Origin of the sequence: Scandinavium sp. UTDF21-P1B, assembly GCF_040750395.1 — a bacterium.
Lineage (GTDB): Bacteria > Pseudomonadota > Gammaproteobacteria > Enterobacterales > Enterobacteriaceae > Scandinavium.
Genome location: NZ_JBFLVD010000018.1, coordinates 51,474 through 75,735 on the forward strand (window position 1 = coordinate 51,474; position 24,262 = coordinate 75,735).

17 protein-coding genes are annotated in these 24,262 nt (G+C 56.7%); 9 read left to right on the forward strand and 8 right to left on the reverse strand.

The features are described from left to right. Positions 1 to 3: 3 nt before the first annotated feature. The 3 genes from AB1287_RS15445 (at position 4) to AB1287_RS15455 (ending at position 10,424) form a co-directional block, all read left to right on the forward strand. Positions 4 to 9,624, forward strand: coding sequence for a hemagglutinin repeat-containing protein (locus AB1287_RS15445; protein ID WP_435618337.1), 9,621 nt, complete (start codon positions 4 to 6; stop codon positions 9,622 to 9,624). Further along, on the forward strand, positions 9,621 to 10,073 hold the full coding sequence (locus tag AB1287_RS15450) for a hypothetical protein (protein ID WP_435618338.1): 453 nt from the start codon (positions 9,621 to 9,623) through the stop codon (positions 10,071 to 10,073). Before AB1287_RS15445 ends, AB1287_RS15450 begins: the two co-directional genes overlap by 4 nt. Positions 10,074 to 10,175: 102 nt before the next feature. Continuing rightward, positions 10,176 to 10,424 carry a hypothetical protein gene (locus AB1287_RS15455; RefSeq protein ID WP_435618339.1) on the forward strand — a complete coding sequence of 83 codons (249 nt, stop codon included), beginning with the start codon at positions 10,176 to 10,178 and terminating at the stop codon, positions 10,422 to 10,424. Between the two features lie 52 nt (positions 10,425 to 10,476). Here the strand turns inward: AB1287_RS15455 and AB1287_RS15460 are convergent, their stop codons facing one another. Next, positions 10,477 to 10,923, reverse strand: a complete 447-nt coding sequence (locus AB1287_RS15460; protein WP_435618340.1) for a SymE family type I addiction module toxin — start codon at positions 10,921 to 10,923, stop codon at positions 10,477 to 10,479. A 428-nt stretch (positions 10,924 to 11,351) separates the two neighbouring features. Between AB1287_RS15460 and AB1287_RS15465 the strand changes: the two genes are divergently transcribed. The 4 genes from AB1287_RS15465 (at position 11,352) to selB (ending at position 15,377) form a co-directional block, all read left to right on the forward strand. Continuing rightward, on the forward strand, positions 11,352 to 11,630 hold the full coding sequence (locus AB1287_RS15465) for a type II toxin-antitoxin system ParD family antitoxin (protein WP_435618341.1): 279 nt from the start codon (positions 11,352 to 11,354) through the stop codon (positions 11,628 to 11,630). Next, complete coding sequence (locus tag AB1287_RS15470; RefSeq protein ID WP_435618342.1) at positions 11,630 to 11,944, forward strand: type II toxin-antitoxin system RelE/ParE family toxin; 315 nt, start codon at positions 11,630 to 11,632, stop codon at positions 11,942 to 11,944. The genes AB1287_RS15465 and AB1287_RS15470 overlap by 1 nt, the downstream gene beginning before the upstream one ends. Positions 11,945 to 12,135: 191 nt before the next feature. Further along, a complete protein-coding gene (gene selA, locus AB1287_RS15475) occupies positions 12,136 to 13,524 on the forward strand; it encodes an L-seryl-tRNA(Sec) selenium transferase (protein WP_435618343.1) in 1,389 nt (462 codons plus the stop codon). Further along, complete coding sequence (gene selB, locus AB1287_RS15480; RefSeq protein ID WP_435618344.1) at positions 13,521 to 15,377, forward strand: selenocysteine-specific translation elongation factor; 1,857 nt, start codon at positions 13,521 to 13,523, stop codon at positions 15,375 to 15,377. Before selA ends, selB begins: the two co-directional genes overlap by 4 nt. Before the next feature lie 94 nt (positions 15,378 to 15,471). Here selB and AB1287_RS15485 read toward each other — a convergent pair whose 3' ends face one another. From AB1287_RS15485 to AB1287_RS15495, 3 genes are read right to left on the reverse strand one after another with little or no spacing between them, the layout of a single operon-like run. Further along, a complete protein-coding gene (locus tag AB1287_RS15485) occupies positions 15,472 to 17,010 on the reverse strand; it encodes a DHA2 family efflux MFS transporter permease subunit (RefSeq protein WP_435618345.1) in 1,539 nt (512 codons plus the stop codon). A 10-nt stretch (positions 17,011 to 17,020) separates the two neighbouring features. Next, the gene (locus tag AB1287_RS15490) at positions 17,021 to 18,199 is read right to left on the reverse strand and encodes an efflux RND transporter periplasmic adaptor subunit (RefSeq protein ID WP_435618346.1); all 1,179 of its coding nucleotides are present in this window, start codon (positions 18,197 to 18,199) and stop codon (positions 17,021 to 17,023) included. Positions 18,200 to 18,214: 15 nt separating this feature from the next. Beyond that, positions 18,215 to 18,670: a MarR family transcriptional regulator gene (locus tag AB1287_RS15495; RefSeq protein ID WP_312626804.1), complete on the reverse strand. Its 456-nt coding sequence runs from the start codon at positions 18,668 to 18,670 to the stop codon at positions 18,215 to 18,217. A 278-nt stretch (positions 18,671 to 18,948) separates the two neighbouring features. Here AB1287_RS15495 and AB1287_RS15500 point away from each other — a divergent pair, with 278 nt between their 5' ends. Together AB1287_RS15500 and AB1287_RS15505 are read left to right on the forward strand one after the other, a co-directional pair. Beyond that, positions 18,949 to 19,134, forward strand: coding sequence for a type II toxin-antitoxin system HicA family toxin (locus AB1287_RS15500; RefSeq protein ID WP_435618347.1), 186 nt, complete (start codon positions 18,949 to 18,951; stop codon positions 19,132 to 19,134). A gap of 16 nt (positions 19,135 to 19,150) precedes the next feature. Continuing rightward, positions 19,151 to 19,558 (forward strand): type II toxin-antitoxin system HicB family antitoxin, encoded by a 408-nt coding sequence (locus AB1287_RS15505; protein WP_435618348.1) that lies wholly within the window; start codon positions 19,151 to 19,153, stop codon positions 19,556 to 19,558. Between the two features lie 45 nt (positions 19,559 to 19,603). Here the strand turns inward: AB1287_RS15505 and AB1287_RS15510 are convergent, their stop codons facing one another. From AB1287_RS15510 to avtA, 4 genes are all read right to left on the reverse strand, one after another. Next, positions 19,604 to 21,304, reverse strand: a complete 1,701-nt coding sequence (locus AB1287_RS15510) for a ShlB/FhaC/HecB family hemolysin secretion/activation protein (RefSeq protein ID WP_435618349.1) — start codon at positions 21,302 to 21,304, stop codon at positions 19,604 to 19,606. Between the two features lie 87 nt (positions 21,305 to 21,391). Continuing rightward, positions 21,392 to 21,913, reverse strand: coding sequence for a collagen-like triple helix repeat-containing protein (locus AB1287_RS15515; RefSeq protein ID WP_435618350.1), 522 nt, complete (start codon positions 21,911 to 21,913; stop codon positions 21,392 to 21,394). Beyond that, entirely contained in the window at positions 21,910 to 22,599 is a 690-nt protein-coding gene (locus AB1287_RS15520; protein WP_435618351.1) for a hypothetical protein, read from the reverse strand. The genes AB1287_RS15515 and AB1287_RS15520 overlap by 4 nt, the downstream gene beginning before the upstream one ends. Before the next feature lie 355 nt (positions 22,600 to 22,954). Beyond that, a complete protein-coding gene (gene avtA, locus AB1287_RS15525) occupies positions 22,955 to 24,211 on the reverse strand; it encodes a valine--pyruvate transaminase (protein WP_435618352.1) in 1,257 nt (418 codons plus the stop codon). Between the last annotated feature and the right edge of the window lie 51 nt (positions 24,212 to 24,262).

Below are 24,262 nucleotides of genomic sequence, written 5' to 3' on the forward strand. Positions count from 1 at the left end.
GTCATGAATCAGCCTCCCGTTCGCTTAACTTACCGTCTGCTCAGCTACCTGGTGAGCGGCCTGCTCGCGACGCAGCCTTTGCTGCCCGCCGTTGCCGCCACGCTGACGCCAACGGGCAATACCTCCACGGATAAAGCGGCGAACGGCGTGCCGGTCGTGAACATTGCCACGCCGAACGGAGCCGGGATTTCGCACAACCAGTTTAAGGACTACAACGTCGGCAAAGAGGGGCTGATCCTCAATAACGCCACGGGCAAGCTCAACCAGACGCAGCTTGGCGGACTGATTAGCGGCAACGCTAACCTGAAGACGGGCAAGGAAGCGAAGGGCATCATCAACGAAGTGACCGGCGGCAACCGTTCACAGCTTCAGGGCTATACGGAAGTGGCGGGTAAAGCGGCGAACGTGATGGTCGCCAACCCGTACGGCATCACCTGTAACGGCTGCGGGTTTATCAACACTCCTCAGGCCACCCTGACCACGGGGAAACCTGTCTTTGACGCCAGCGGCAATTTACAGGCGCTGGACGTGAAAAAAGGCAGCATCACCATTGAGGGGCAAGGGCTGGATGCCAGCAGCAGCGATGCGCTGTCGATCATTTCCCGCGCAACGGAAGTGAACGCCGCCATTCATGCTAAGGATTTAAAAGTGGTTGCCGGGGCCAACCGTGTTGGCACAGACGGCAGCGTGCAGGCGCAGCAGGGCGAAGGCAACGCTCCCACGGTGGCGGTGGATACCGGCGCGCTGGGCGGGATGTATGCCAACCGCATTCATCTGGTGTCCAGCGAGAAAGGCGTCGGGGTTAACCTCGGCGACCTGAATGCCCGCCAGGGCGACATTACCCTCGATGCCAATGGCAAAATCACCGTGCACAACAGCCTCGTCAGCGGGGCGCTGTCCGCCAAAGGTGAAAGCCTCGCGCTGACGGGGGATCATAAAGCCGGTGGCACTATGTCGCTGAGCAGCCAGGGTGACATTGCCCTGAGCAACGGCTCGCTGAACAGCGACGGCGACCTCGTACTGAACGCTAACGGCACGATTTCGCACGCCAATGAAAAGCTGACCGCCGGACGCGATGCAACGCTTACCGCGAAAAACATCAGCCAGGATGCCGCCAGCCAGATTAACGCTGCCCGCGATATCGCGGCTAAAGCCAGCGATACGCTGCAAACGCAAGGGCAGATGACCGCCGGGCAAAACCTGACGATAAGCGGTAACACCCTGACCCAGGACGGCAAGCTGCTGGCGCATAACAGCGCTCAGCTGAATGTCGGCACGCTGAATAACAGCGGCTCCGTTCAGGGGGCTTCCCTGAGCGTGGGCAGCTCCATGCTCAGCAATTCGGGTTCCCTGCTGAGCGGCGGCAATCTGACCGTCAGTACGAAAGATTTTACCCAAAGCGGCAGCACCGGCGCGAAGGGCAAAGCGGACATCACCGCCAGCGGGAAGCTGACCAATACCGGCTCGCTGGTGAGCGACGATGCTCTGGTGCTGAAGGCGCAGGATGTCGCGCAGAACGGCGTGCTGTCCGGTGGTAAAGGGCTGACGGTCAATGCGCAGACCCTGGCCTCCGGCAAAAATTCGGTGACGCACAGCGACGCCGCCATGACGCTGAATACCGCCACGGCGACGCTGGACGGCGAAACCAGCGCGGGTGGCGATCTTCAGCTTCAGGGCGACAGGCTCACCACAGCGGCGAGCGCACAGCTTCAGAGTGGCAACAATCTTAGCCTCAGCGCGCGGGAAGCCACTCTGTCGGGAACGCATGCGGCACAAAAAGCCATGACGGTTAACGCCCGCGAAAAGCTCACCCACAGCGGCAAAAGCAGCGCGGCATCGCTCAGCCTTAATGCGCCAGAGCTGACCAACAGCGGCGTGCTCGTGGCATCCACCCTGAATACTCAGTCGCAAACTCTCACCAACAGCGGCCTGATGCAGGGCGACAGCGCCTTGCTGATTGGCACACAAAAGCTGGATAACCAGCAGAACGGCACCCTCTACAGCGCCGCAAATCTGACGCTGGAGATTCCGGACATCCGCAATAGCGGGCTTATCACCAGCGACAAGGGTTTAACGCTAAGCACAGGCTCTCTCAGCAACCCGGGCAAAATCATTGCTGACACGCTGAACGTCAAAGCGACCATGCTGAACGGCGACGGCCTGTTGCAGGGAACCGGGGCGCTGATGCTTGCCGGTGATACGCTCTCGCAGGGGAGCAACGGGCGCTGGCTGACGGCGGGCGATCTCTCCCTTAACGGCAAAACGCTGAATACTGCAGGGACCACGCAGGGGCAGAACCTCACCGCTCAGGCGGATAGCTGGACTAACAACGGCTCCGTGCTGGCAACCAGCAATCTCAACGCTACGCTGGGTGCCTCTCTGCTCAACAATGGCGATCTGATGAGCCAGGGCGATTTCGGGCTGAACGCGCCCCTGCTGACCAACCACGGCAGCATCCTCTCGTTAGGCGAAATGTCGCTCGCCGGAACAACCTTCACCAGCGACGGCGCGCTTCAGGGTAATACGCTTTCACTGCGGCAGAGCAGCATCGACAACAAAGGATCGGTTATTGGCCTGAACGGCCTGGCGTTAAACAGCACTGGCGCGTTGAACAACAGCGGAGACCTGCTGAGCCAGAAATCACTGACGCTGAACGCAGGAGACGTGACCAACAGCGGTCGGCTTCAGGGGCAGAACATCATCTTAGACGGCAGCAGCCTCAAGAACAGCGGTGCGATTCAGAGCGCACTCGATCTGGCCCTGACCCTGAGCGGCGACGTTATCGCCGCCACCGGCAGCAAAATCACCGCCCTGGGCGACGCCCGACTGACCGGCAAAGCGCTGAGCAACCAGGGATTAATCAGTGCGAAAACGCTGGAGGTGAAAGGCGATTCGCTCAGCAACGGCGGCGAAATCAGCGGCGTTAACGGCCTGAGCGTGACGCTCAGCGGTAACCTGCAACAGCAGGGCAAAATGCTGACCGGCGGGCTGCTTAACGTTAACGCGAAAGACATCAGCAACAGCGGGCAGCTTCAGGGGGCTGATACCCAAATCAGCGCCAGCTCGCTTACCAACAGCGGACGCGTGCAGGGCGACAGCGGCCTGAGGCTCACCCTGCTGAATGCCCTGACCAACCAGGCCAGCGGCGTGCTGCTCAGCCAGAACGCATTAAGCCTCACCGCGCCCGTGCTGACCAACGACGGCACCATTCAGGGCAACGGTAAAACCACCCTCAGCGCGGCAACGCAGGCCCGCAACGGCGGCAAAATTCTCTCCGGCGGCGATCTGACCTTCACCACGCCAGACTACAGCGGCAGCGGCTGGCTACAGGCCACGAACCTGGTGCTGAACATGGCGAAACTTGCCGGTAACGGCACCGTAATAGCAGCGAACCAGGCGATGCTCACCGGTAACAGTTTGACCAACGGCGGCACCTTCCAGGCCGCACAGCTGAACGTCAACGCGCAGACCATCACCAACACCGGCACGCTGCTGGGCAATCAGGGCCTGACGCTCAAGGGGAACAGCCTCAACAACGCGGGCGGGAAGGTGTTCAGCGGCGGGGATATGCTTGCCGAAATGGTCTCTCTCAGCGGCGCGGGCCAGCTGGTGGCGCTCGGCAACCTGACGCTGAAGCTTACTAACGGCTTTACCACCCAGGGCGTTATCGCCGCGAACAAGCAGCTCTCCATCAGCAGCCAGGGCGATATCACCAACGGAGCCACATTGCAGGGCAACGGCATCACGCTGAACGCGGCGGGCAAGCTGACCAACAACGGGCAGCTGACCGCAGGCAGCGGCACCACGGCGTTGAGCGGCAGCCAGATTGCGATGAACGCCAGCGGCAGCCTGCAGGCAGGCGGAGACGTCAGCCTGACCAGCCGGGGCAATATCACTCTCGGCGGTTTTACCGGCACGGCGGGCAGCCTGGCGTTAACGGCGGCCGGGTCGATCGTTAACACCGCGCTGCTGTATGCGGGCAACAACCTTTCGCTGTTTGCCAACAGTATCCAGAACCTGCGTGGCGATATGCTGGCGGGCAATAACCTGGTGATGCAGAAAGATGCGCAGGGAGCGACAAACTCGGAGATCATCAACCGTTCCGGCACGATTGAAACAATTCAGGGTGATATAACGATAAATACCTCACATCTGCTAAATGAACGTGACGGACTGGAGGTGACAGAAACCCATACAGATGGCTCAACAGCTATTGAGGGAATAGGTGATGAAGTCATCTATGTCGATATTAGCGAGCTTGAGGAAGGCAGCTATGGGCTGAATAAATATCGTGATTACTATGAAAGGTGTACTGGTGGAGCCAACGGTAACGACCACTGTGATACTCGTGAGTGGGATCAGTACTACTACGCTATGACCGAAACGTCGGCTAATCAGCGATTTATTCAGGATCAGCATCGTATTGATGTTACCAGCCGAGGAGGTGTTTCACGGATCTCAGCTGGACATGATCTGGTAGTAAATGCAGGGCGCCTGGATAACCTTGCCAGCTTGCTTATGGCGGGACGAAATGTAGCGCTTTCTGGTGATTTGTTGAACAATCAATCCTGGCAAGCGGGAACTGAAACAGTGTACTGGCAGTATAAATATGTTCCGTACACAACCTGGACAGAAAAAAGACCCGACTACGCGGATCCGTTGCTGGATTTGGCGGGTCCCATGCCCTGGACGGATGGATACAGCTCAGCAGAGGCTCCAACATCCTCCAGCATAAAATTCATTTTTCAGGGCAGGGAAACTGAAACGGCCTTAGGAGATATCTACCGGTCCGTTATCCAGGCTGGCGGCACTGTTAAAGCCACTTTCACCAGCGATATCAGTAACACCAATACAACCGCTAACGCCGGGCCGGTCAGCAACACCATCGTTGCTCCGAACCTCAACACGCCTTCAGCGCAAAACATCGGCGGCGGCGCGAGCCAGCAGGCGCTGGCGGATGCCGGAACCCAGGCCATTACCGGCCCTGACTGGAAAGACACCACCGCCAGCCAGGCTATCGGCGGCGGCACGGGGCTGGCTTCAGGCGGTATGGATGGCAACTATCCTCTGCCTTCCGGCAACAACGGCTACTTTGTGCCGTCCACCGATCCGGACAGCCCGTATCTGATCACCGTTAACCCAAAACTTGATGGTCTGGGTCAGCTCGATCCGTCGCTGTTTGGCGATCTGTATAAGCTGCTGGGCATGAGCCCGGGCGCGGCCCCACGTGAGACGGGCAGCCAGTACACCAACGTCAGTCAGTTCCTCGGTTCGTCGTACATGCTGGGCCGCCTCAGCCTGAACCCGGACAAAGACTATCGCTTCCTCGGCGATGCGGCGTTTGATACGCGCTATGTGTCCAACTATGTGCTGAATCAGACCGGGACGCGCTACATCAACGGCCTTGGCTCCGACCTCGACCAGATGCGCTACCTGATGGATAACGCCGCCGATGCACAGAGTTCGCTTGGCCTGAAGTTTGGCGTCGCGCTCACCGCCGACCAGGTGGCAGCGCTCGACCACAGTATCCTGTGGTATGAAACCGCGACCATTAACGGCCAGACCGTGATGGTGCCAAAAGTGTATCTGTCGCCAAAAGATGTGACGGTGCAGAGCGGCAGCGTGATCGGCGGCAACAACGTGCAGCTGGCGGGCGGCAACGTCACCAACAGCGGCAGCTCGCTGCTGGCGCAGAACGGTCTTACCATCGACAGCAGCAACAGCCTGAATAACCTTAACGCAGGGCTTATCAAAGCGGGCGGCGGGCTGGACCTGAGCGCGCTGGGCGATATCAACAACATCGGCTCGTCCATCAGCGGCAAAACCGTCCAGCTGGAAAGCGTGGGCGGCAGCATCAACAACATCACCCAAACGCAGCAGTGGAGCGTGGGCGATGACAGCCGTCGCGGCAGCGTGCATATCAGCGGTACCGACGTCGGACAAACCGCCTCCATCAGCGCCAGCGATGGCCTGTACATGGCGGCGGCAAACGACATCAACATTACCGGGGCGAAGGTGAGCGCGGGTGGTGACCTCGCCATGGGCGCAGGCAATAACATCAACATTGCCGCCAACCAGATAACCGATAACAGCAGCCGGTCGGGCTTCCGGAGTCAAAAAGACACGGCTTCGTCATCCACCTCAAACCAGGGCAGCAGCATTACGGCGGGCGGTAACGCAGTGATGCAGGCGGGCAACGACCTGAACGTCACGGCGAGCGCCATCGACGCAGGTAAAACCGCGCAGCTGGTGGCGGGTAATGACCTGAACCTGAACGCGGCGGGCAACGGACAGACCAGCCGCACGGGCGGCAGCGAAAGCCATCAGAGCAGCGCCGACAGAACCACCGTTTCAGCGGGCGACAACGTGACGCTGGTAGCCGGGCGGGACGTTACCAGCCAGGCGGCAGGCATCGCAGCGGAGGGGAACGTTGGCATCCAGGCCGGACGTGATGTGAACCTGCTGGCGGAAGCCACCACCACGGGCAGCAGCAGCCACAGCAGCAAGAAAACCGTTATCGACGAATCCGTGCGCCAGCAGGGCACCGAAATCGCAAGCTCCGGCAACACCACGATTATCGCCGGACGCGACGTAAACAGCGAAGCCGCACAGGTGACCGCCAGCGGTGATATCGGCGTGGCGGCAGGCCGCGACGTGAACCTGACCACGGCGACGGAAAGCGACTATCACTACAAGGAAGAGACGAAGACCAAAAAAGGATTCCTCAAAAAAACCACTACGCACACTATCGACGAAGAGAGTGCGACGTATGAGAAAGGATCATCACTCAGCGGAAATAACGTCTCTGTCACTGCCGGAAATGATGTGACGGTGAAGGGATCCTCGATCATTGGTGACGGCGATGTTGCCCTGAAAGCGGGCCATGATGTCAATGTTGTGGCAGCGACAGACGAGCAGTCTTCGTATCATCTGAAGGAGAAGAAAAAGAGTGGCCTGATGGGGAGCGGCGGTATTGGATTTACCATCGGAACTAACTCCACCCGCCACCAGGTCAACGAAGATGGCACGACGCAAAGCCAGAGCGTCAGTACCGTCGGCTCCACGGGTGGCAATGTCAGTATTATTGCAGACAGTAAAGCGCATATCAGTGGTGCAGATGTTATCGCGGCCAAAAACCTGAACGTTGTTGCCGGGGAAATTGCCGTTGACCCAGGCAATGACCTGCTTCGCCGTAAAGAAACGTATGAGCAAAAGCAAAGTGGCCTGACGCTGTCCGTTTCTTCCGCTATCACTGATGCGGCAATGGCGGCGAATAACGCCATCAGGCGTGGCAGCGAAGTGAGCGACGATCGTCTCAAGGCACTTTATGGCGTAAAAGCCGCGCAGGATATGTGGGTTGCTGGCTCGGGTGCGGCTTCTGTGGCGGGTGGTGCTGCCGGAGGAGACATGAATGCCGTCCGCGTGGAACTGAATGTCGGCTCCAGCAAAAGCACGTACACCTCTGAACTGAAGCAGAATGAAAGTCGTGGCAGTACCCTGACGGCAGGAGGCGACGTGAATATGGTCGCTACCGGGCAAAATGGGACCAGCGGCGATTTGCATATTACGGGCAGCGGCGTCACGGGGAATAACGTGACGCTGGTGGCACAGAATGACCTGTTGCTTGATGCAGCCTCTGACAATCGTGAGCAAAAAAGCTCAAACAACAGCAGCGGATGGGCTGCGGGAGTGCATGTCTCGGTTGGCAAGGAAACCGGGATTGGCGTTCAGGCTAGCGGCTATCAGTCTAAAGGCGGCGATGACGGGAAAACGACTGAGTACGTAAATACCCGTGTTAACGCCCGTGATGAACTGAGCATGAGCAGCGGACGCGACACGGTCATTGCCGGTGCGCAGGCGCTGGGCGACAAAATTACGGCCGATGTAGGCCGCGACCTGCTGGTGAGCAGCCTTCAGGATACCGATGACTACACCAGTTGGCAGAAGGACGTCAGTGGCGGAGCCAGCTTCACATTCGGCAGCATGTCGGGTTCCGCTTCACTCAGTATCAGCAACAGTAAAACCAAAAGTGAGTATGCGAGCGTCGGCGAGCAAAGCGGTCTGTTTGCAGGGGATAAAGGTTTTGATATCACCGTCGGCAAGCACACGCAGCTTGATGGTGCTGTTATCGCCAGCACGGCGACGGCAGATAAAAACTCGCTGGATACGGGCACGCTCGGCTGGCGTGATATCAATAACAGTGCCGAATACAGCTCAGACACAAAAGCCATCATCGGCGGGTACGCTGGCGACAAGAACGGAAGCGGCGGTGGCGCGATCCCGATTATCGGCATCGGGGCGCATGATGATGCGTCGGGTACGACCCGTTCGGCGATTGCAGATGGCACGATCACTGTTCGTGATAAGGAAAATCAGCAGCAGGATGTGGCTGATCTGAGTCGCGACACGGATAACGCCAACGGCCATATCGATAAGATCTTCGACAAAGAAAAAGTTCAGGAGCAGCAGGAGCTGGCTGGCCTGTTCGGGCAAATGGCGAACCAGGCTGCGGGCGATCTCGGCGCTGCAATGGGCTGGGGTGAGTACAGCGCAGAGAAAGCTGCGATTCACGGCGTTATTGGCGCGCTTCAGGCAAGCCTTGGCGGCGGTAATGCCCTGGCAGGCGGCATGGCAGGCCTCAGCAGCGAAGCCTTCGGCAAAATGGTCATGGATTACCTGGGCAGCCACACCTCACTCGGCGAAAGTGAGAAGGGCGCAATTGTTCAGTGGGCCGCAGTGGTAAGTGGTGCCGCCGTCGGTGGAGTTATTGCCGGAACGAACGGGGCACAGTCGGGTGCTGCGGTCTCGGTGGATTCGGTGCGCAACAACTTCCTGAAACATGGAGAGCCAGAGAAGTTCACCAAGCGGCTGGAAGAATGTAAAGGTGATGCAGACTGCGAGCAAAGTGTCAGAAAGGATATGGCGCAAACATCAGCGGATAATATTGCTGAGCTCAAAGGCTGTTGGGATTCCGGTGATCTGGCCTGTGTGGGGCAGATCCGCAGTGAAATTTCCCTGGACCCAGACACCTACACTCAGCTTCGTATACAGGATGTCATGGCTGGTCGAAGCTATGAAGATTCGGCGAAGTGGTATGCTGATATCGTTGATAATTGTGCCGGGAAATGTGGTTGGCTTGAAGCTTCTCTGCTAAAAACTGGAGCAGATGGATTAGGGAATTTAGCTTATGGGGCTTTGGGTACGGGGAGTGTATCGAAACCGAATCAAACAGTTAAACCAACTGATTCAACTAATACCCAAGGGATATCTGAACCTGTATCCCCGAAAGGTTATAGTGTTGACCCTAATAAGTTTGATTACTTTTTTGGTAAAGTAACTTCGGGAAATGCCCATAATATCGAGAGGTCTGCTCAGAACTTGAAAGATCTCACAACGCTGGGTATAAGTAATGAACAATCACTGATTAACGTTTTCAATAGAGCTGCGAGTGAAGGTGTTGTGGTTACTCAAAAAACTAATAATTTTGGAACAACTGTGACAAAAAGTATTACTGTTTCAGACAAAGGTGCTATTAATGTTAGTTTCTTCTATCCTGGAGGAGATCTAAGTGCTACACCTAAAATTACAACTTTAATTCCTAAGATCTCAGGGAAAGGAAAATGATTACAGTAGAATCAGTACCATTTGATGTTTTCATGAAAAGCAATGTTCCTGTTCTTTTCCATGATAAAGATTATGCAAGGCAATACTATTATATATTATTTAACAATGCTGAGGTTGGGAGGTTCTCTGCTCAAAGCGAAATCTCACCCATTGTAGAGTACTTGGAGGATGCTATCGCAATAGGTTGTGATCAATTCGTTATTTTTATCAATTGCAATGACTTTTCTTTATTGTCAGTAATGAATCTGCCAAGTTTTTTCTACTATTTTAAATTGTCAGGAGGCTATTTTTTTGTAATTTGTGAAGTTGATATCATCATGATCGAGCCTCCTAATTTTACCGAAGCTAAAACTTTTAACTTTGTAAGTTATATTGATCATGTAGATATTTGTGGTAAAAACATTACAGTATCTTTTCTTGATGGTTCGAAGGGTGTATTTATTATATGAAGTATTGCTAGCGTGGAGTAATGTTGGAGAATAATAATGATCCGGACCAACCACCTAGGAAAATGGAAACCTTTTCCCGAAAGATTTTAAAATTGACACATCTTGGATAAAAAAATTAACGAATGTAACTGGGAAGTGATTGATGGTTTTTCATCACCTTACGAATATAATCGATTTGTTATATGGATTGATGATCAAGTAAAAAATGGGACGGTAGCTCAGATTCCTGTTATGGAAAGCTATGCGGGGTCGGCTTTTGAAGAAAAGTGGTTCAAATGCTTGAGTTCATCTGATATATGGAGGCTGGTCGCACCTCAAGCTCCATTTCTGGGCTATTGGGGACCGATATAGAGGGTAATTATCAGATAGACCCGCCTTTCACTAAGGCGGGATATTATGGGGTTTATATCTTTTCAAGAGCTAACTTAGCCGCCACACCTTGCAGAAACAACATCACCTGCTGCTGTTCTTTTTCAGGTAAATGTGTGGTGCTGTTAAGCACTTTCATTAATGGCGTCGCAGTTGGGAGAGCAGTAATAACCAGGCAACCCGGCATTACCCGAACATCTAATTTTGTGCCTGTGGTAAACCCGGCTTCCTCCATCCAGGTGCCGTTCAGGCGCAGGCTGGCGCTTCGGGTGTAGCGTTTAGTTCGGTTAGTTTTGCGGTCGTAATGACGAACGCTGACGTAGCTGACCGTCATATTCCTTAATACCTTGGGCTCTGCTTTTCTGGGCAAGCTGCGATTGTTATTTTTGCGTACTGGTTCGTGTTTTTCTGTATTACCTGCCAAAAATTTCGAATGTGTTTTGGCAATAGTGATTACTGGTTTAGAATTGGTGTCAGCCATATTCAACTCTCCGTTAGTTGTCTGTGGTCAGCGACATGAAAGTGCTGGTAACACTTTCATGTCGCGCTTATTAATGATTGATATTCAGCCTTTAAATGCTTCTCTTTTATTACATGTATTAGATTTATTTGTGCCTATTATACCTTGCTGAATAAAAATACAGTACTGGCTTAATGAGCAAAGTTAATATCTGCGAGGCGGCTTCAGGAAATATTACTGATTAATGTAACGTTGCATTCTTAGTTGTTTCTGTAAATAAATGCCTAGGTGTTAAAAGACAGCATTGGGCAACCGTTGACCTGACGGAACATAACCCGTCAGACGGTGAACAGACGTACATGCCCCGTTTATCGTATGAAAAGTGAGCATGACAGCTGTAGTAATGGTGAGTATGATTAAATCCTACTTACTGGAGAAATGGATTACCAATGAGAACAACACAGCAGATGAGCATCACGCTGCCAAATGAAATGGCGGCGCAGGTGAAAGCTCGGGTTGCCAGCGGTGAATACGCCTCGGAAAGTGAAGTCATCCGTGAAGGGCTTCGCGCGCTAATGGCACGAGATAACGCAGTGGAAAAATGGCTGAATGAACAGGTCGTTCCCGCATGGGAAGCCCTGCAAAGCGGCGAAACAAAAGGCCTCAGTGGTGACGACATCAGGAGCAGACTTAAAGCCGAGCATAAGAGGGCTACCGGAGAGGAATAATGGATTACAGGGTGGTGTTCGCACCAGAGGCTGAAGAACAACTTGCTGAGTTGTACAGATATATAGCGAAAGAAGCCACACCCGATACTGCGCTGAGATATACAGAAAACGTTATTAGTTACTGTGAATCACTGGAGCGGTTCCCCCACAGGGGGAACAGGCGCGATGATATCCTGCAGGGACTCAGAGTCACGAACTACCGTAAAAAAACGGTCATAGCTTTCATCATCGATGATGAAAGAGTCACAGTGGCAGGTATATGGCACGGAGGGCAGAACTACGAGAACAACATGTCTTCTGATGAACCGAACTAAAGCACAGATGCTGGCTGAAAGGCCAGCCTGTGGCGCACAGCCAGGCTTCACCCAGCCCCCGCATTAAGCTGCCTGATATTTCCCTTTTCACCAAAACCCCGCGCCAGCGCATTGAGAGGCGCAGCATTCATCAATATGATTAAGCCAAAAGCTCCTCTCCCGTCGGGAGGCGGCAGACAACAGGCTTACTCATGAACACTGAAAACCCTTCGCTATTCAGTCAGATCCCGGCCACCGATCGCCTGCTGCGCGATCCTGCTTTTACCGTGCTGGTCGAACAGGCCGGGCACAGCCAGGTCGTGGCCGTGCTGCGTCAGATGCAGGACGAGGCCCGCGCGGCGATTCGCGAGAATGGTACGCTGCCGGACTGGTGTCAGAACTGGCCGCAGGCCGCCGCCTTGCGGCTGGCCGCTGATGCACAAACCCCGCTGCGTCCGGTGTTTAACCTCACGGGCACCGTTTTGCACACCAATCTCGGGCGTGCGCTTCAGGCTGAGGCCGCCGTCGAGGCCGTCGCCCAGGTGATGCGTTCTCCGGTGACGCTGGAATATTCGCTGGATGGCGCAGGGCGCGGGCATCGCGACAGCGCGCTGGCGGAGCTGCTCTGCCGCCTGACGGGCGCGGAAGACGCCTGTATCGTCAATAACAACGCTGCGGCGGTGCTGCTGATGCTGGCGGCGACGGCGGGCGGCAAAGAAGTGGTGGTTTCGCGCGGTGAGCTGGTGGAAATCGGCGGCGCGTTCCGCATCCCCGATGTGATGCGCCAGGCGGGCTGCGTGCTGCATGAAGTCGGCACCACCAACCGCACCCACGCGCGGGACTACCGCGCAGCCATTAATGAAAGCACCGCGCTGCTGATGAAGGTCCACACCAGCAACTACAGCGTCGAAGGCTTCACCAAAGCGGTGGACGAAGCGGAACTGGCGACCATCGGGCAGGAGCACGGCATTCCCGTGGTGGCCGATTTGGGCAGCGGTTCACTGGTAGATTTAAGCCAGTACGGCCTGCCGAAAGAGCCCATGCCGCAGGAGCTTATCGCCAGCGGCGTGAGCCTGGTGAGCTTCTCCGGCGACAAGCTGCTCGGTGGCCCGCAGGCGGGGATCATCGTCGGCAAGCGGGAGCTTATTGCGAAGCTGCAATCCCACCCGCTCAAGCGTGCGCTGCGGGCCGATAAAATGACCCTGGCGGCGCTGGAGGCCACGCTGCGCCTCTATCTGCACCCGGAAAAACTGGCTCAGGCGCTGCCAACGCTGCGTTTATTAACCCGCGCTGAAGATGAAATCCATGCCCTGGGTGAACGCCTTCTGCCTTCGCTTCAGGCGCAGCTTCCGGACTTTACCGTGCGGCTGGAGCCTTGCCTGTCGCAGATTGGCAGCGGCTCGCTGCCGGTCGATCGTTTACCTTCTCAGGCCCTGACGTTTACCCCCAATGACGGGCGCGGCGCGTCGCTTGAATCGCTTGCCGAACGCTGGCGTCGCCTGGCGCTTCCCGTCCTCGGGCGCATTTATGACGGGCGCCTGTGGCTCGACCTGCGCTGCCTTGAGGATGAACCGCGCTTTCTGGAGAACCTGCTGAAATGATTATCGCCACCGCCGGGCACGTCGACCACGGCAAAACCACGCTGCTGGAGGCCATCACCGGGGTGAACGCCTCGCACCTGCCCGAAGAGAAAGCCCGCGGCATGACCATCGATCTGGGCTACGCCTACTGGCCGCAGCCTGACGGGCGCGTGCCGGGGTTTATCGACGTGCCGGGCCACGAAAAGTTTCTGGCGAACATGCTGGCAGGCGTCGGCGGCATCGATCATGCCCTGCTGGTGGTGGCCTGCGACGACGGCGTGATGGCCCAGACCCGCGAGCATCTGGCCATTTTACAGCTGACGGGCAAGCCGACGCTGACCGTAGCAATGACCAAAACCGATCGCGTGGATGCGGCCCGTGTCGCCGAAGTTCGCCAGCAAATTCTGGATGTTTTGCGTGAATACGGGTTTGAGAACGTTTCGCTGTTTGAAACCGCCGCCACGCAAATGCAGGGCATTGATGAGCTGCGCGCCCATCTTTTACAGCTGGCCGAACGCCAGCACGTGGAGCATCAGCGCTTCCGGCTGGCGATTGACCGTGCCTTCACCGTAAAAGGCGCAGGCCTGGTGGTGACCGGTACTGCGCTGTCGGGTGAAGTGAATGTGGGCGATACGCTATGGCTGACGGGTGTGAACAAGCCGATGCGCGTACGAGGCCTGCACGCGCAGAACCAGCCGGTTGAACAGGCCCGCGCCGGGCAGCGTATTGCGCTGAATATTGCGGGCGATGCGCAGAAAGACGATCTGACGCGCGGCGACTGGCTGCTGGCGCAGCAGCCGCCTGAACCGATGGAACGCGTGATTGTCGAGCTGCACTGCCACACACCTCTGAGCCAGTGGCAGCCGCTGCATATCCACCACGCGGCGAGCCACATTACCGGGCGCGTTTCGCTGCTGGAGAACAACCTGGCGGAGCTGGTGTTCGACACGCCGCTGTGGCTGGCAGACAACGACCGCCTGGTGCTGCGCGATATCTCAGCCCGCGTGACGCTTGCGGGCGCACGGGTGGTGACGCTCAACCCGCCGCGTCGCGGCAAGCGCAAGCCGGAATATCTGAACTGGCTGGCAACGCTCGCCGATGCCGGAACCGATGCGCAGGCGCTGGAGATACATTTACAGCGCGATGCGGTTCGCCTGAGTGAGTTTGGCTGGGCGCGACAGCTTAACAACGAAGGTCTGACTGAAATGACCGCGAAGCCGGAATTGCTGCGCGCGGATGACAGTATTCTCAGCGCCACACTTGCCGCACGCTGGCAGGAGAAGCTGCTGAACGCGCTGACGATTTATCACGATCAGCATCGCGATGAGCCAGGCCCGGGCCGCGAACGCCTGCGCCGCATCGCATTGCCGATGGAGGATGAGGCGCTGGTGCTGGCGCTGCTGGAGCAAATGCGCGTGTCAGGTCTTATCGCCAGCCATCACGGCTGGCTGCATCTTCCGGATCACAAAGCCGGGTTCACCGACGAGCAGGCCGCGCTGTGGCACAAAGCCGGGCCGATGTTTGGTGACGAAGCGTGGTGGGTGCGTGATTTGGCGCAGCAGGTGGGTGCGGATGAGCAGGAGATGCGCGTCACGCTGCGGCAGGCCGCGCAGCAGGGCAAGATTACGGCGATCGTCAAAGATCGTTATTACCGAAACGATCGGATTGTGCAGTTTGCTGCACTGATCCGCAAACTGGATCAGGAACGCGGCTCAACCTGCGCGGCAGATTTCCGCGACAGCCTGAACGTCGGGCGCAAGCTGGCCATTCAGATCCTCGAGTATTTCGACCGCATCGGCTTCACGCGCCGTCGCGGCAACGATCATCTGCTGCGCGACGCGATGCTGTTCCCTGACGACGGTGACCGCTCTTAAAACCACGATGCCGGATGGCGCTTCGCTTATCCGGCCTACAGGTGTCGTGCTCTTGTAGGCCCGTGCAAGCGTTAGCGCCGCCGGGCAATCTCAGTTAATGCGCAGCCGTAGAAGCCCCCGGCGCACCCGCTCTCACAAACGGCGGGCGCGTAAACCAGATAATCACGATCAGCCCCATAAAGCCCCAGCCAAGGATCCAGAAGTAATCGATGGTCGACATCATGTAGGCCTGCTGGGTGAGGGTCTGGTCGATAATCGCAAAATGCTGCTGCGTGGGGCCACCCATCTTCTGCACGTAATCCACCGCTGCCGGGTTGTACTGCGATACGCTCTCCGTCAGGTTCGCGTGGTGGAAAATCTCCCGGCGCTGCCAGATCCACGTAGTGAGCGATGAAGCGAACGAACCGCCCAATACGCGGAAGAACGTTGCGAGCCCCGAGCCTTCCGCCACTTCGTTACCGTGCAGGTTCGACAATACGATCGTGGTCAGCGGCATAAAGAAGAACGCCACGCCAATCCCCATGAACATCTGCACGCCCGCGATGGTGCGGAAGTCTACGTCGGTGTTGAACTGCGCACGCATCAGGCACGAAACGCCCATCGTCAGGAATGAAATTGAACAGAGCAGGCGCAGGTCCACGCGCGTGGCGTAGCGGCCCACAATCGGCGTCAGCAGCAGCGGCAAGAAGCCCATCGGTGCGGCGGCAAGCCCGGCCCAGATGGCGGTATAGCCCATCTGCGTTTGCAGCCACTGCGGCAGAATAATGTTGATGGCGAAGAACGCCGCGTAACCGAGCATCAGCGCCAGCGTGCCGATGGCGAAGTTGCGGTCCTTAAACAGGCGCAGGTTGACGATTGGATGGCGTTCGCCCAGCTCCCACATCACGAAGCTGACCAGGCTGATGGCAGACACAATCGACATCACGATAATCGGCGTTGAAGAGAACCAGTCTTCGTCGTTGCCCTTATCCAGCACCACCTGCAGCAGCCCGATGCCGAGCACTAGCAGCATAATGCCGATGTAGTCGATGGGCGACGACTGGGTGGTTTCTTCACGCCCGCGCAGCTGCGTCCACACCACGATGGAGGCGAAAATCCCGATCGGCACGTTGATGTAGAAGATCCACGGCCAGGAGTAGTTGTCGGTGATCCAGCCGCCGGTAATCGGCCCGACAATCGGCGCGACGACCGTCACCATCGACAGCAGCGCCAGCGCCATGCTGCGCTTCATCGGCGGGAAAATCACCAGTAGCAGCGTCTGACACATCGGGAACATCGGCCCGGCGAAAAAGCCCTGCAGCGCGCGGAAGATAATCAGCTCCGTCATACTGTGGGCGAAACCGCACAGGAATGAGGTCAGCGTGAAAAACATCACCGAGGCGATAAACAGCCGCAGCTGGCCGAAGCGACGGGTAAACCAGCCGGTAAGCGGCAGGGCGATAGCGTTACACACCGCAAAGGAGGTAATAACCCACGTGCCCTGATCGGCGCTTACCCCGAGGTTGCCGGAAATGGTCGGCAGCGCCACGTTGGCGATGGTGGAGTCCAGCACCTGCATGAAGGTGGCCAGCGACAGCGCGAGCGTCGCCAGAAACAGGCTGGGCGGCGTAAAGGCCGCCTTAGGCTCTGACATAGCGTCTCTCTTAGCGCTGGGCTACAGCACTGCTGTTGTCATGCAAAATTTTGGCGACCAGCTTGTCGGCAGCGGTCATCGGCGTGTCGTATACGTCAGTGGTAAAGCGCGGTTTCTCCACCGTTTTCTGCGGCAGCAGATGACCGTCGGCGTCGCGGATATCCACCTTCACGTTCATCGACAGGCCGATACGCAGCGGGTGCTTCTGCATGTCGTGTTCATCAAGGGCAATACGTACCGGCAGACGCTGCACAATCTTGATCCAGTTACCGCTGGCGTTCTGGGCTGGCAGCAGCGAGAAGGCGCTGCCGGTGCCGATCCCCAGGCTCTCAATCACGCCGTGGTACTGCACGTCATCGCCGTACAGGTCGGCATTCAGCGTCACTTTCTGGCCAAGGCGCATGTCCTGCATCTGGCTCTCTTTGAAGTTCGCGTCCACCCACACTTCCTTCAGCGGCACGATGGCGAGCAGCGTGGTGCCTGAAGTGACCCGCATGCCGAGCTGTACCGCGCGTTTGGCGACGTAGCCGCTTACCGGCGCAACGATGGTGGCGCGGGAGTTATCGAGATAGCGCTGACGAAGCGTGGCAACGGCGGTTTTGATTTCCGGATGCTGGTCGATAACGGTGTTATCAATCATCGCCTGGTTCGTTTTCAGTGCCTGTTCGGTGGCCAGTAAATCGCTCTGCGCGCTGGTTACGGCATCGCGGTAGTGGGCCAGATCTTCCCTGGCAATTGCCCCGGAAGCGGCGATTTTCAACCGGCGGGCGTAGTCACTCTGCGCGGTTTGCAGGGCAACTTTTTTCGCGGCCACCTGCGCGCGGTAGTTATCCGCGGTGCTGTACAGGCCGCGAACCTGGCGCACGGTGCTGGCGAGATCGGCTTCGGCCTGCTGCAACGCAATTTCGGTGTCGCTCGGATCGAGCAGCACCAGCGGCTGGCCCTTCTGCACAAAATCCCCTTCATCGACGCTGACCTGGGTGACGGTGCCCGCAATCTGCGGCGTCAGCGTGACCTGGTTGCCGTTGACGTAGGCATCGTCAGTAGACTCGTAATAGCGGGCATAAAGCAGATACCAGGCGAGGCAACCTGCCGCCGCCAGCATCAGCACGAGGAACAGGATCGCAAAGTTGCGTTTGCGTTTACTCGGGCGTTTTTCAGGTGCCGGAGCGGTATTTTCCATAGACATAGCGTGTGGCCTTTATTAGCGATGGGGGGCCGTAAATTCATCCGGCAGCATTTTTATCAGCAGGTGAGTCAGCTGGTGCGATTCTTCCGTGGTCAGGCGAGCGGTTAACTCGCCCAGAATGGTTTTCAACGCCTCATTTTGAAAGGTTTCGCACAGCGCCTGGCCTTTGGCGGTCAGCGCCAGGATCACCTGACGTTTGTCCTGCGGGTTGGGGTGGCGCTCAATCAGATCGCTCTTCACCATCCGCTCTACCATCCGGCTCATGGCACCGGTATCCATTTGCAGGCTTTTGCAGATTTCTGCCGGGCTGGTATTACCTTTAAATATATTAATCAACACCTTAAATTGCGGAGCGGTAATGCCGCTGCCGGAAAAATAGTGGCCGATAAGCTGGTCTTTAAACTGGTTTGCCAAATGGAACAACAGGCCAAGGTGCAGGTTTTTGTCAGAAGAAGCGGTGGAAGAAGTCATGATAGCTGCCTGGTCAGTAATTAAAATAATGATTACTGCCTGGTCATGAATTGTCAAACAGCGTCAGCGTAAAGCACACAGATTGACAAACGGCCGCTGGAAGCGGAATTGCGGTGAGTGTCGGAAAATAGCGAGCGGGTTGCATTGCTGCACAGGTTGTTTGCGTGATGCTTTCAGGAATGAAAATTTGAAGGGATAAGGTGCCTGCCAAAATGCGTTATTGTGATGCCCTTAACTGATGTTGTGTATGGTGTGTATAATCATCTGAGGCAGGTAACGTGACCAGTGCAGAAGTCATCAGGATCCTGAAAAAGAACGGCTGGATAGCGTGCAGGACGAAAGGAAGCCATCATCAATTCCAGCATCCTGAACGGCCGGGTCTGGTCACGGTTCCACATCCGAGGAAAGACATCAAACCGGGTACGCTGGCGCAAATATGGCGTCAGGCCGGGCTTAAACACTAACGTTCAGGAGCAAAGCATGTTCTATCCGGCTTATATCCATTCTGATGCTGACGGTAGCGCCAGCGGATTCTTTCCCGATGTGCCGGGGTGCTATTTCGCGGGTGATTCGCTCGATGAAGCCTTTCAGGATGCAAGAAGCGCGCTGACCGCCCATTTCGAAACGCTGTGTGAGATGCAGCAAGATATCCCCGTACCCGGCGTGATGGAGGTACATCTGACCACGCGGCCAGAAGAGTTTCAGGGCGGGCAATGGCTGCTGGTGGACATCAACATGAACCAGTTCGACGGGCGCAGCGAGCGAATTAATATCACCCTGCCGCGCCGACTGTTGGTGAAAATTGACAGCTTCGTGGGCGAGCACCCAAATTTCAGCAACCGAAGCGCGTTTCTTGCCGAAGCCGCACGTCGGGTGTTGCTGGGGTAACTTACCCCTGTTCAACGGCGCCCGTACTGCTGACTGTCGGGCGAATCAGCGCAGATTGTTAAAGTTCCAGGTGACCGTCAGGCTGTAGCGCCAGTCGCGGCTGTGGTTGTCGGTCGGCACATCGCCGACCGGCTTTGCCGCTTCAACGGTCACGCTGTAGTGTCGGTTATCGCCAACCATGATCCCGGTGGCAATTGAGCCGAGGCGCTGGTGCGGCAAACCCGGTTGGTTAAACCAGGTTTGCGCCGTGTCCGCCAGCACATAGGGCTGCACCGTGGCGAGCCACGTGCTCTCTTTACGCATGTGCAGATAGCGCAGCTCCACCTGCCCGCCGTAGCCATAATCGCCGCTGGCTTCGCTGTCCTGATAGCCGCGCCCGAAGCGCTGCGCGCCAAAACTGACGCGCTCGGGTTCCGGCAGGTCATTGTCCGACCAGTCACCTTCCCATGAGGTGGAGAGTTTCCATTTTTCGCTTATCATCCAGGCCGTATCCACGTTCCCTTTCCATAGCGTGAAGTTCAGGTCAGTATTTTGCGCCGGGGCGGCGTCTGCACCGAGATCGTTAATACCCTGGCGTACCGCAAAGCGGCCGCTGAGGCTGGTGGTGGCGAACGCCTTCACGCCGTTGACGCCAAACTCCAGCGCCGGGTAGCGCACGTGCTGATGCTGCGCGTCGAGGCCATACTTCTGCCCGGCAATATTCGCCTGGAGATCGTAATCGTTGCGTTTGTCGGTGTAATCCATGCCTCCGGTCAGGTTGAGCTGCTCTTTACCGGTAAGGATCAGCGGGTAGCCAAAGCTCACGCCGCCGTTGTACTGCGTCGTTTTTTGCCGCGCGTTAATGGCGATGTCGTTGGGCAAATAGAGCAGCGGCGTGAAATCCCGCGGGTTCTCATGGTAGTAGCTGCCCTTCAGCTGCATGGTCAGCCCTTCGTCATTGAGAAACTGCTGCCAGTTCAGGCCGAGATAGGTTTTGCGGGTGTCCTTGTCGAGCGGGATCAGCGTGGCAACACCAAGCTGATCGCCGTAGCTCGTCAAATTACTCAGCGTGCCGTTAACCAGCGCCAGGTTCTGCCCTTTGCGCGTATCCAGCGTCGAGGAGATATCCCAGATATGCGGCTGTAGCCCGGTGACCTGCATGGCGGCGGCCCCGTAGATATTCTTCGGCAGCTGTGCGCTGGTATCGACGGGCACGCCGGGCGTGCGGGTCATCAGCTGGCTGTAGCGATCGAAGGTGTCCTGGGTCAGCGGCTTCTCCGCCAGCCGTTTCAGCCGTGCGGCGATATTCGGGTTGTTGGTGTTGATATCACTGTGGGCCACGTAACCTTCGACCAGCACAATTTTGATATTGCCGTTCTGAAAGTTGTTATCGGGCAAAAACGCATACGAAATCGGGTAGCCGTCGGCTTTATAGCGAGCGGTAATGTCATTCACCAGCCCAATGATGGTTTTCAGCGGTACGGTTTTTTGCGCGTAGGGACGGAAGGGATCCAGCAGTGATTTCAACGGATAAACGGTACCGCCGATAAACTGGATATGCCCGACCTGAATTGGTGTATCCGGCGTCAGCTTTGATTCTGGTTTTTGTATCGTGACTTTGGGTTCAGGGCGCGGTGCTGCGGGGGGCGCAACGTCGCGTGAGGCTTTCGCCGGGTTAGTGGGATCGATCAGTGCGGGCAAGGTATCGGCGCGGGCAAGGCTTAGCAGAAGCAGCCCGGGCAGCGCGTAATAAAGTTGCTGTTTCATGTGTGCAATCCCTGTTCTGAGCCCCGTCTGCGCGGGTCGTCACTGCTGTGAAATGTGCCCCCTTTGCGGGGGCACAGAACATCTGTCTTAGTTTTGTTTCGGTTTCAGGATCCCGCCGACAAGCGAGTTCAGGCCACCGAGCGGGTTGTTGTTGGTACTGCTCTGGCTGGTTGTGGTCGTTGTGCCTGCGTTAGCGGTCACGCCTGCGGTCAGGTTATTAACCGTGGTGTCGACGGTGGCAACCAGACCGTTGTTATTGGTATTAACCGAGGCGTTAGCTGAGACGTTGCCGCTGCCGGCCGGGGTGGTTGGTTTCACCAGGCCGCCGGTATCCGTTACCGTCTGACCGACGTTAGTGACGACCTGACCCACGCCGTTCAGCCCGGAATTGCTGGCGCTGACGTTGGTGCCGATCTGACCCACGCTCGTACCTACCTGAGTCAGCAAACCGTTCACCGGTGCGCCAAGTCCGGTCGTGGTGCCGACCTGTTGCGTCACGCCCTGCACGCCGCCGAGTGTTTTATTCACGGCGCTGGTTGCATCGGTGGTCACTTTGGTCACGCCCTGACTATCCACAACGTTGGTCAGGCCGGTGCCGGTGTTGCTCACCAGCTGCCCGTGCTGTTCACGACGTTGCCAGCCACGCCGGTTACGCCGCCAAGCGGTGTGCCGGAGGTTGAGCTTGCCAGATCCGTGCCGACGGTCGAGACGGTGTTACCCAGCGAGGTCACGGTTGTGGTGACGCCTTTGGTCGTGGTGCCCAGGCCGTTAGCATTGGCGGGGTTGCCAATGCCTGTCGTGACGCCCGTTCCGACGGTAGAGACCGCATTGCCTACGCCGCTAACCGTGGTGGAAACGGTTGAGGTGACCGGGTTATCCGTCGGCAACTGGCTGCCCAGGCTATCGACGGTGTTGCCGACCGAGGTGACGGTTTTGCCGGTATCGCTGAGCACGTTATTCAGCGCAGCTGTAGAGGTGCCGCCGGAGCCGTTGCCGGTTCCATTACCACCTCCTGCGCCTGTTCCGTCTCCGCCAGTGCCGGTTCCTCCGCCTCCGGTTCCTGTGCCACCACCACCAGTGCCTGTTCCTCCGCCTCCGGAGCCTCCGCCGCCGTTGTTGGCGGTTGTGCCACCACCGCTGCCGTCGTCAGAACCCGAGCCGCTGCTGCCGGTGGTGGGATTATTTTTCGCGGTGGAGTGTGAACCTCCGCCGCTGCCGCTGCAGGCAGAAAGAGAAAATGCGAGCAGTACCGCCACTGCGATAACGCTTAAGTGGCTAACGTTATTCGAGGCCATAACAATACTCCATTGATTAAAACGCCGGGCGGCGTATAGATCAGTGTAAGAGGAAATTAATGGGTTGTGCCTGTGAGGAGGGTGAAGACACGGATAATAGCAATGACGTTTTTTTATAAACCGGGAGAATAAAATGAATGCTTTTTATAGTGGTTGAAAATCAGCTGTTTAAATCATTGCGTTCATTTAAGTGCTGCTAAATTCATGTGTCGGAAATAAAGCGCTCATTAATTCATCGAATAATTTGAGATAATTCTTAATGGCGTGAAGGGAATATTGTTATCAGGATATATCCTTAATTAACGATATCGATCACGGAAAAAATGGGCTCCTGAAATTCGGAGCCCACTATTATTTAACATCCGCTTTCGGCCCAGGCTTTTTCTATTTCTTCGGCGAGAATTTTCACCCCGGCTTCGATTTTTTCCGTTTCCGGAACGTAATTCATACGCATGCACTGATGCGTATGTGGCCAGGGTTTGTCGAGACCCGGGAAGAAGAAATCACCCGGCACCATCAGCACGCCGCGTTTCTTCAGGCGCTGATAAAGAATTTCGGTGGTGATCGGCAGGTCCTTAAACCACAGCCAAAGGAAAATCGCACCTTCCGGTTTGTGGATCAGGCAGCGCTCTTCCGGAAGGTAGCGACGAATAATCGCAATGGTTTCCTGTACGCGCTGATAATAGAACGGCTTGATGACCGTCTCGGACAGGCGCAGCAGGTCTTTACGCTTGATCATCTCGCACATCATCGCCGGGCCGATGCCGCCTGGCGCAAGGCTGATAATGCCGTTCATGTTGCTGATGGCGCTGATGATTTTCTCGTTAGCAATGATGATGCCGCAGCGGCTGCCCGGCAGGCCAAGCTTGGAAAGGCTCATGCACAGCACGATGTTCGGGTTCCACAGCGGTCGTGCTTCGCTGAAGATGATGCCCGGGAACGGCACGCCGTAGGCATTATCAATGACCAGCGGAATACCGTGCTGATTGGCCAGCACGTCGAGCTTCATTAACTCTTCGTCGGTGATGACGTTGCCCGTCGGGTTAGTTGGACGGGAAACGCAGATCATCCCGGTTTCTTCGGTGACGTGCAGGTGCTCAAAATCAACGTGGTATTTAAACTGGCCCTCCGGCAGCAGCTCGATATTCGGACGCGCTGAGACAAACAGATCGTCTTCCAGACCGGAATCGGCATAGCCGATATACTCCGGCGTCAGCGGGAACAGCACTTTGCGCACGCTGCCGTCGGCGCGGCGACCTGCGAAGAGGTTAAACAAGTAGAAAAACGCGCTCTGACTGCCGTTAGTCAGTGCAATATTCTGTGGTCCGATATCCCAGCCGAGCTCTTCGCGCAGCATCTGTGCCAGCGCGGACAACAGTTCGGATTTCCCCTGCGGGCCGTCGTAGTTGCACAGCGCCTCGGTGGCTTTGCCGCTTTCCAGCATCTCTGCCAGCAGATTGTGGAAGTAGTCATTCATCTGCGGAATTTGCGCCGGGTTACCGCCGCCGAGCATGATGGCGCCTGGCGTGCGCAGACCATCGTTAAGATCTTCCATCAGGCGGGTGATACCGGAATGACGGGTGAATTTGTCGCCGAAAAGTGAAAAAGTCATATGCAGGTGTTCTGTCGATCTTCTGGGTAGGGGCTAACCATAACCCCTGCG

Excerpts from the sequence above, each read along its gene's own strand:
- AB1287_RS15445 (WP_435618337.1), top strand. The coding sequence starts at position 4 with ATGAATCAGCCTCCCGTTCGCTTAACTTACCGTCTGCTCAGCTACCTG.
- AB1287_RS15450 (WP_435618338.1), top strand. The coding sequence starts at position 9,621 with ATGATTACAGTAGAATCAGTACCATTTGATGTTTTCATGAAAAGCAAT.
- AB1287_RS15460 (WP_435618340.1), bottom strand. The coding sequence starts at position 10,923 with ATGGCTGACACCAATTCTAAACCAGTAATCACTATTGCCAAAACACAT.
- AB1287_RS15465 (WP_435618341.1), top strand. The coding sequence starts at position 11,352 with ATGAGAACAACACAGCAGATGAGCATCACGCTGCCAAATGAAATGGCG.
- AB1287_RS15470 (WP_435618342.1), top strand. The coding sequence starts at position 11,630 with ATGGATTACAGGGTGGTGTTCGCACCAGAGGCTGAAGAACAACTTGCT.
- selA (WP_435618343.1), top strand. The coding sequence starts at position 12,136 with ATGAACACTGAAAACCCTTCGCTATTCAGTCAGATCCCGGCCACCGAT.
- selB (WP_435618344.1), top strand. The coding sequence starts at position 13,521 with ATGATTATCGCCACCGCCGGGCACGTCGACCACGGCAAAACCACGCTG.
- AB1287_RS15485 (WP_435618345.1), bottom strand. The coding sequence starts at position 17,010 with ATGTCAGAGCCTAAGGCGGCCTTTACGCCGCCCAGCCTGTTTCTGGCG.
- AB1287_RS15490 (WP_435618346.1), bottom strand. The coding sequence starts at position 18,199 with ATGTCTATGGAAAATACCGCTCCGGCACCTGAAAAACGCCCGAGTAAA.
- AB1287_RS15495 (WP_312626804.1), bottom strand. The coding sequence starts at position 18,670 with ATGACTTCTTCCACCGCTTCTTCTGACAAAAACCTGCACCTTGGCCTG.
- AB1287_RS15505 (WP_435618348.1), top strand. The coding sequence starts at position 19,151 with ATGTTCTATCCGGCTTATATCCATTCTGATGCTGACGGTAGCGCCAGC.
- AB1287_RS15510 (WP_435618349.1), bottom strand. The coding sequence starts at position 21,304 with ATGAAACAGCAACTTTATTACGCGCTGCCCGGGCTGCTTCTGCTAAGC.
- AB1287_RS15520 (WP_435618351.1), bottom strand. The coding sequence starts at position 22,599 with ATGGCCTCGAATAACGTTAGCCACTTAAGCGTTATCGCAGTGGCGGTA.
- avtA (WP_435618352.1), bottom strand. The coding sequence starts at position 24,211 with ATGACTTTTTCACTTTTCGGCGACAAATTCACCCGTCATTCCGGTATC.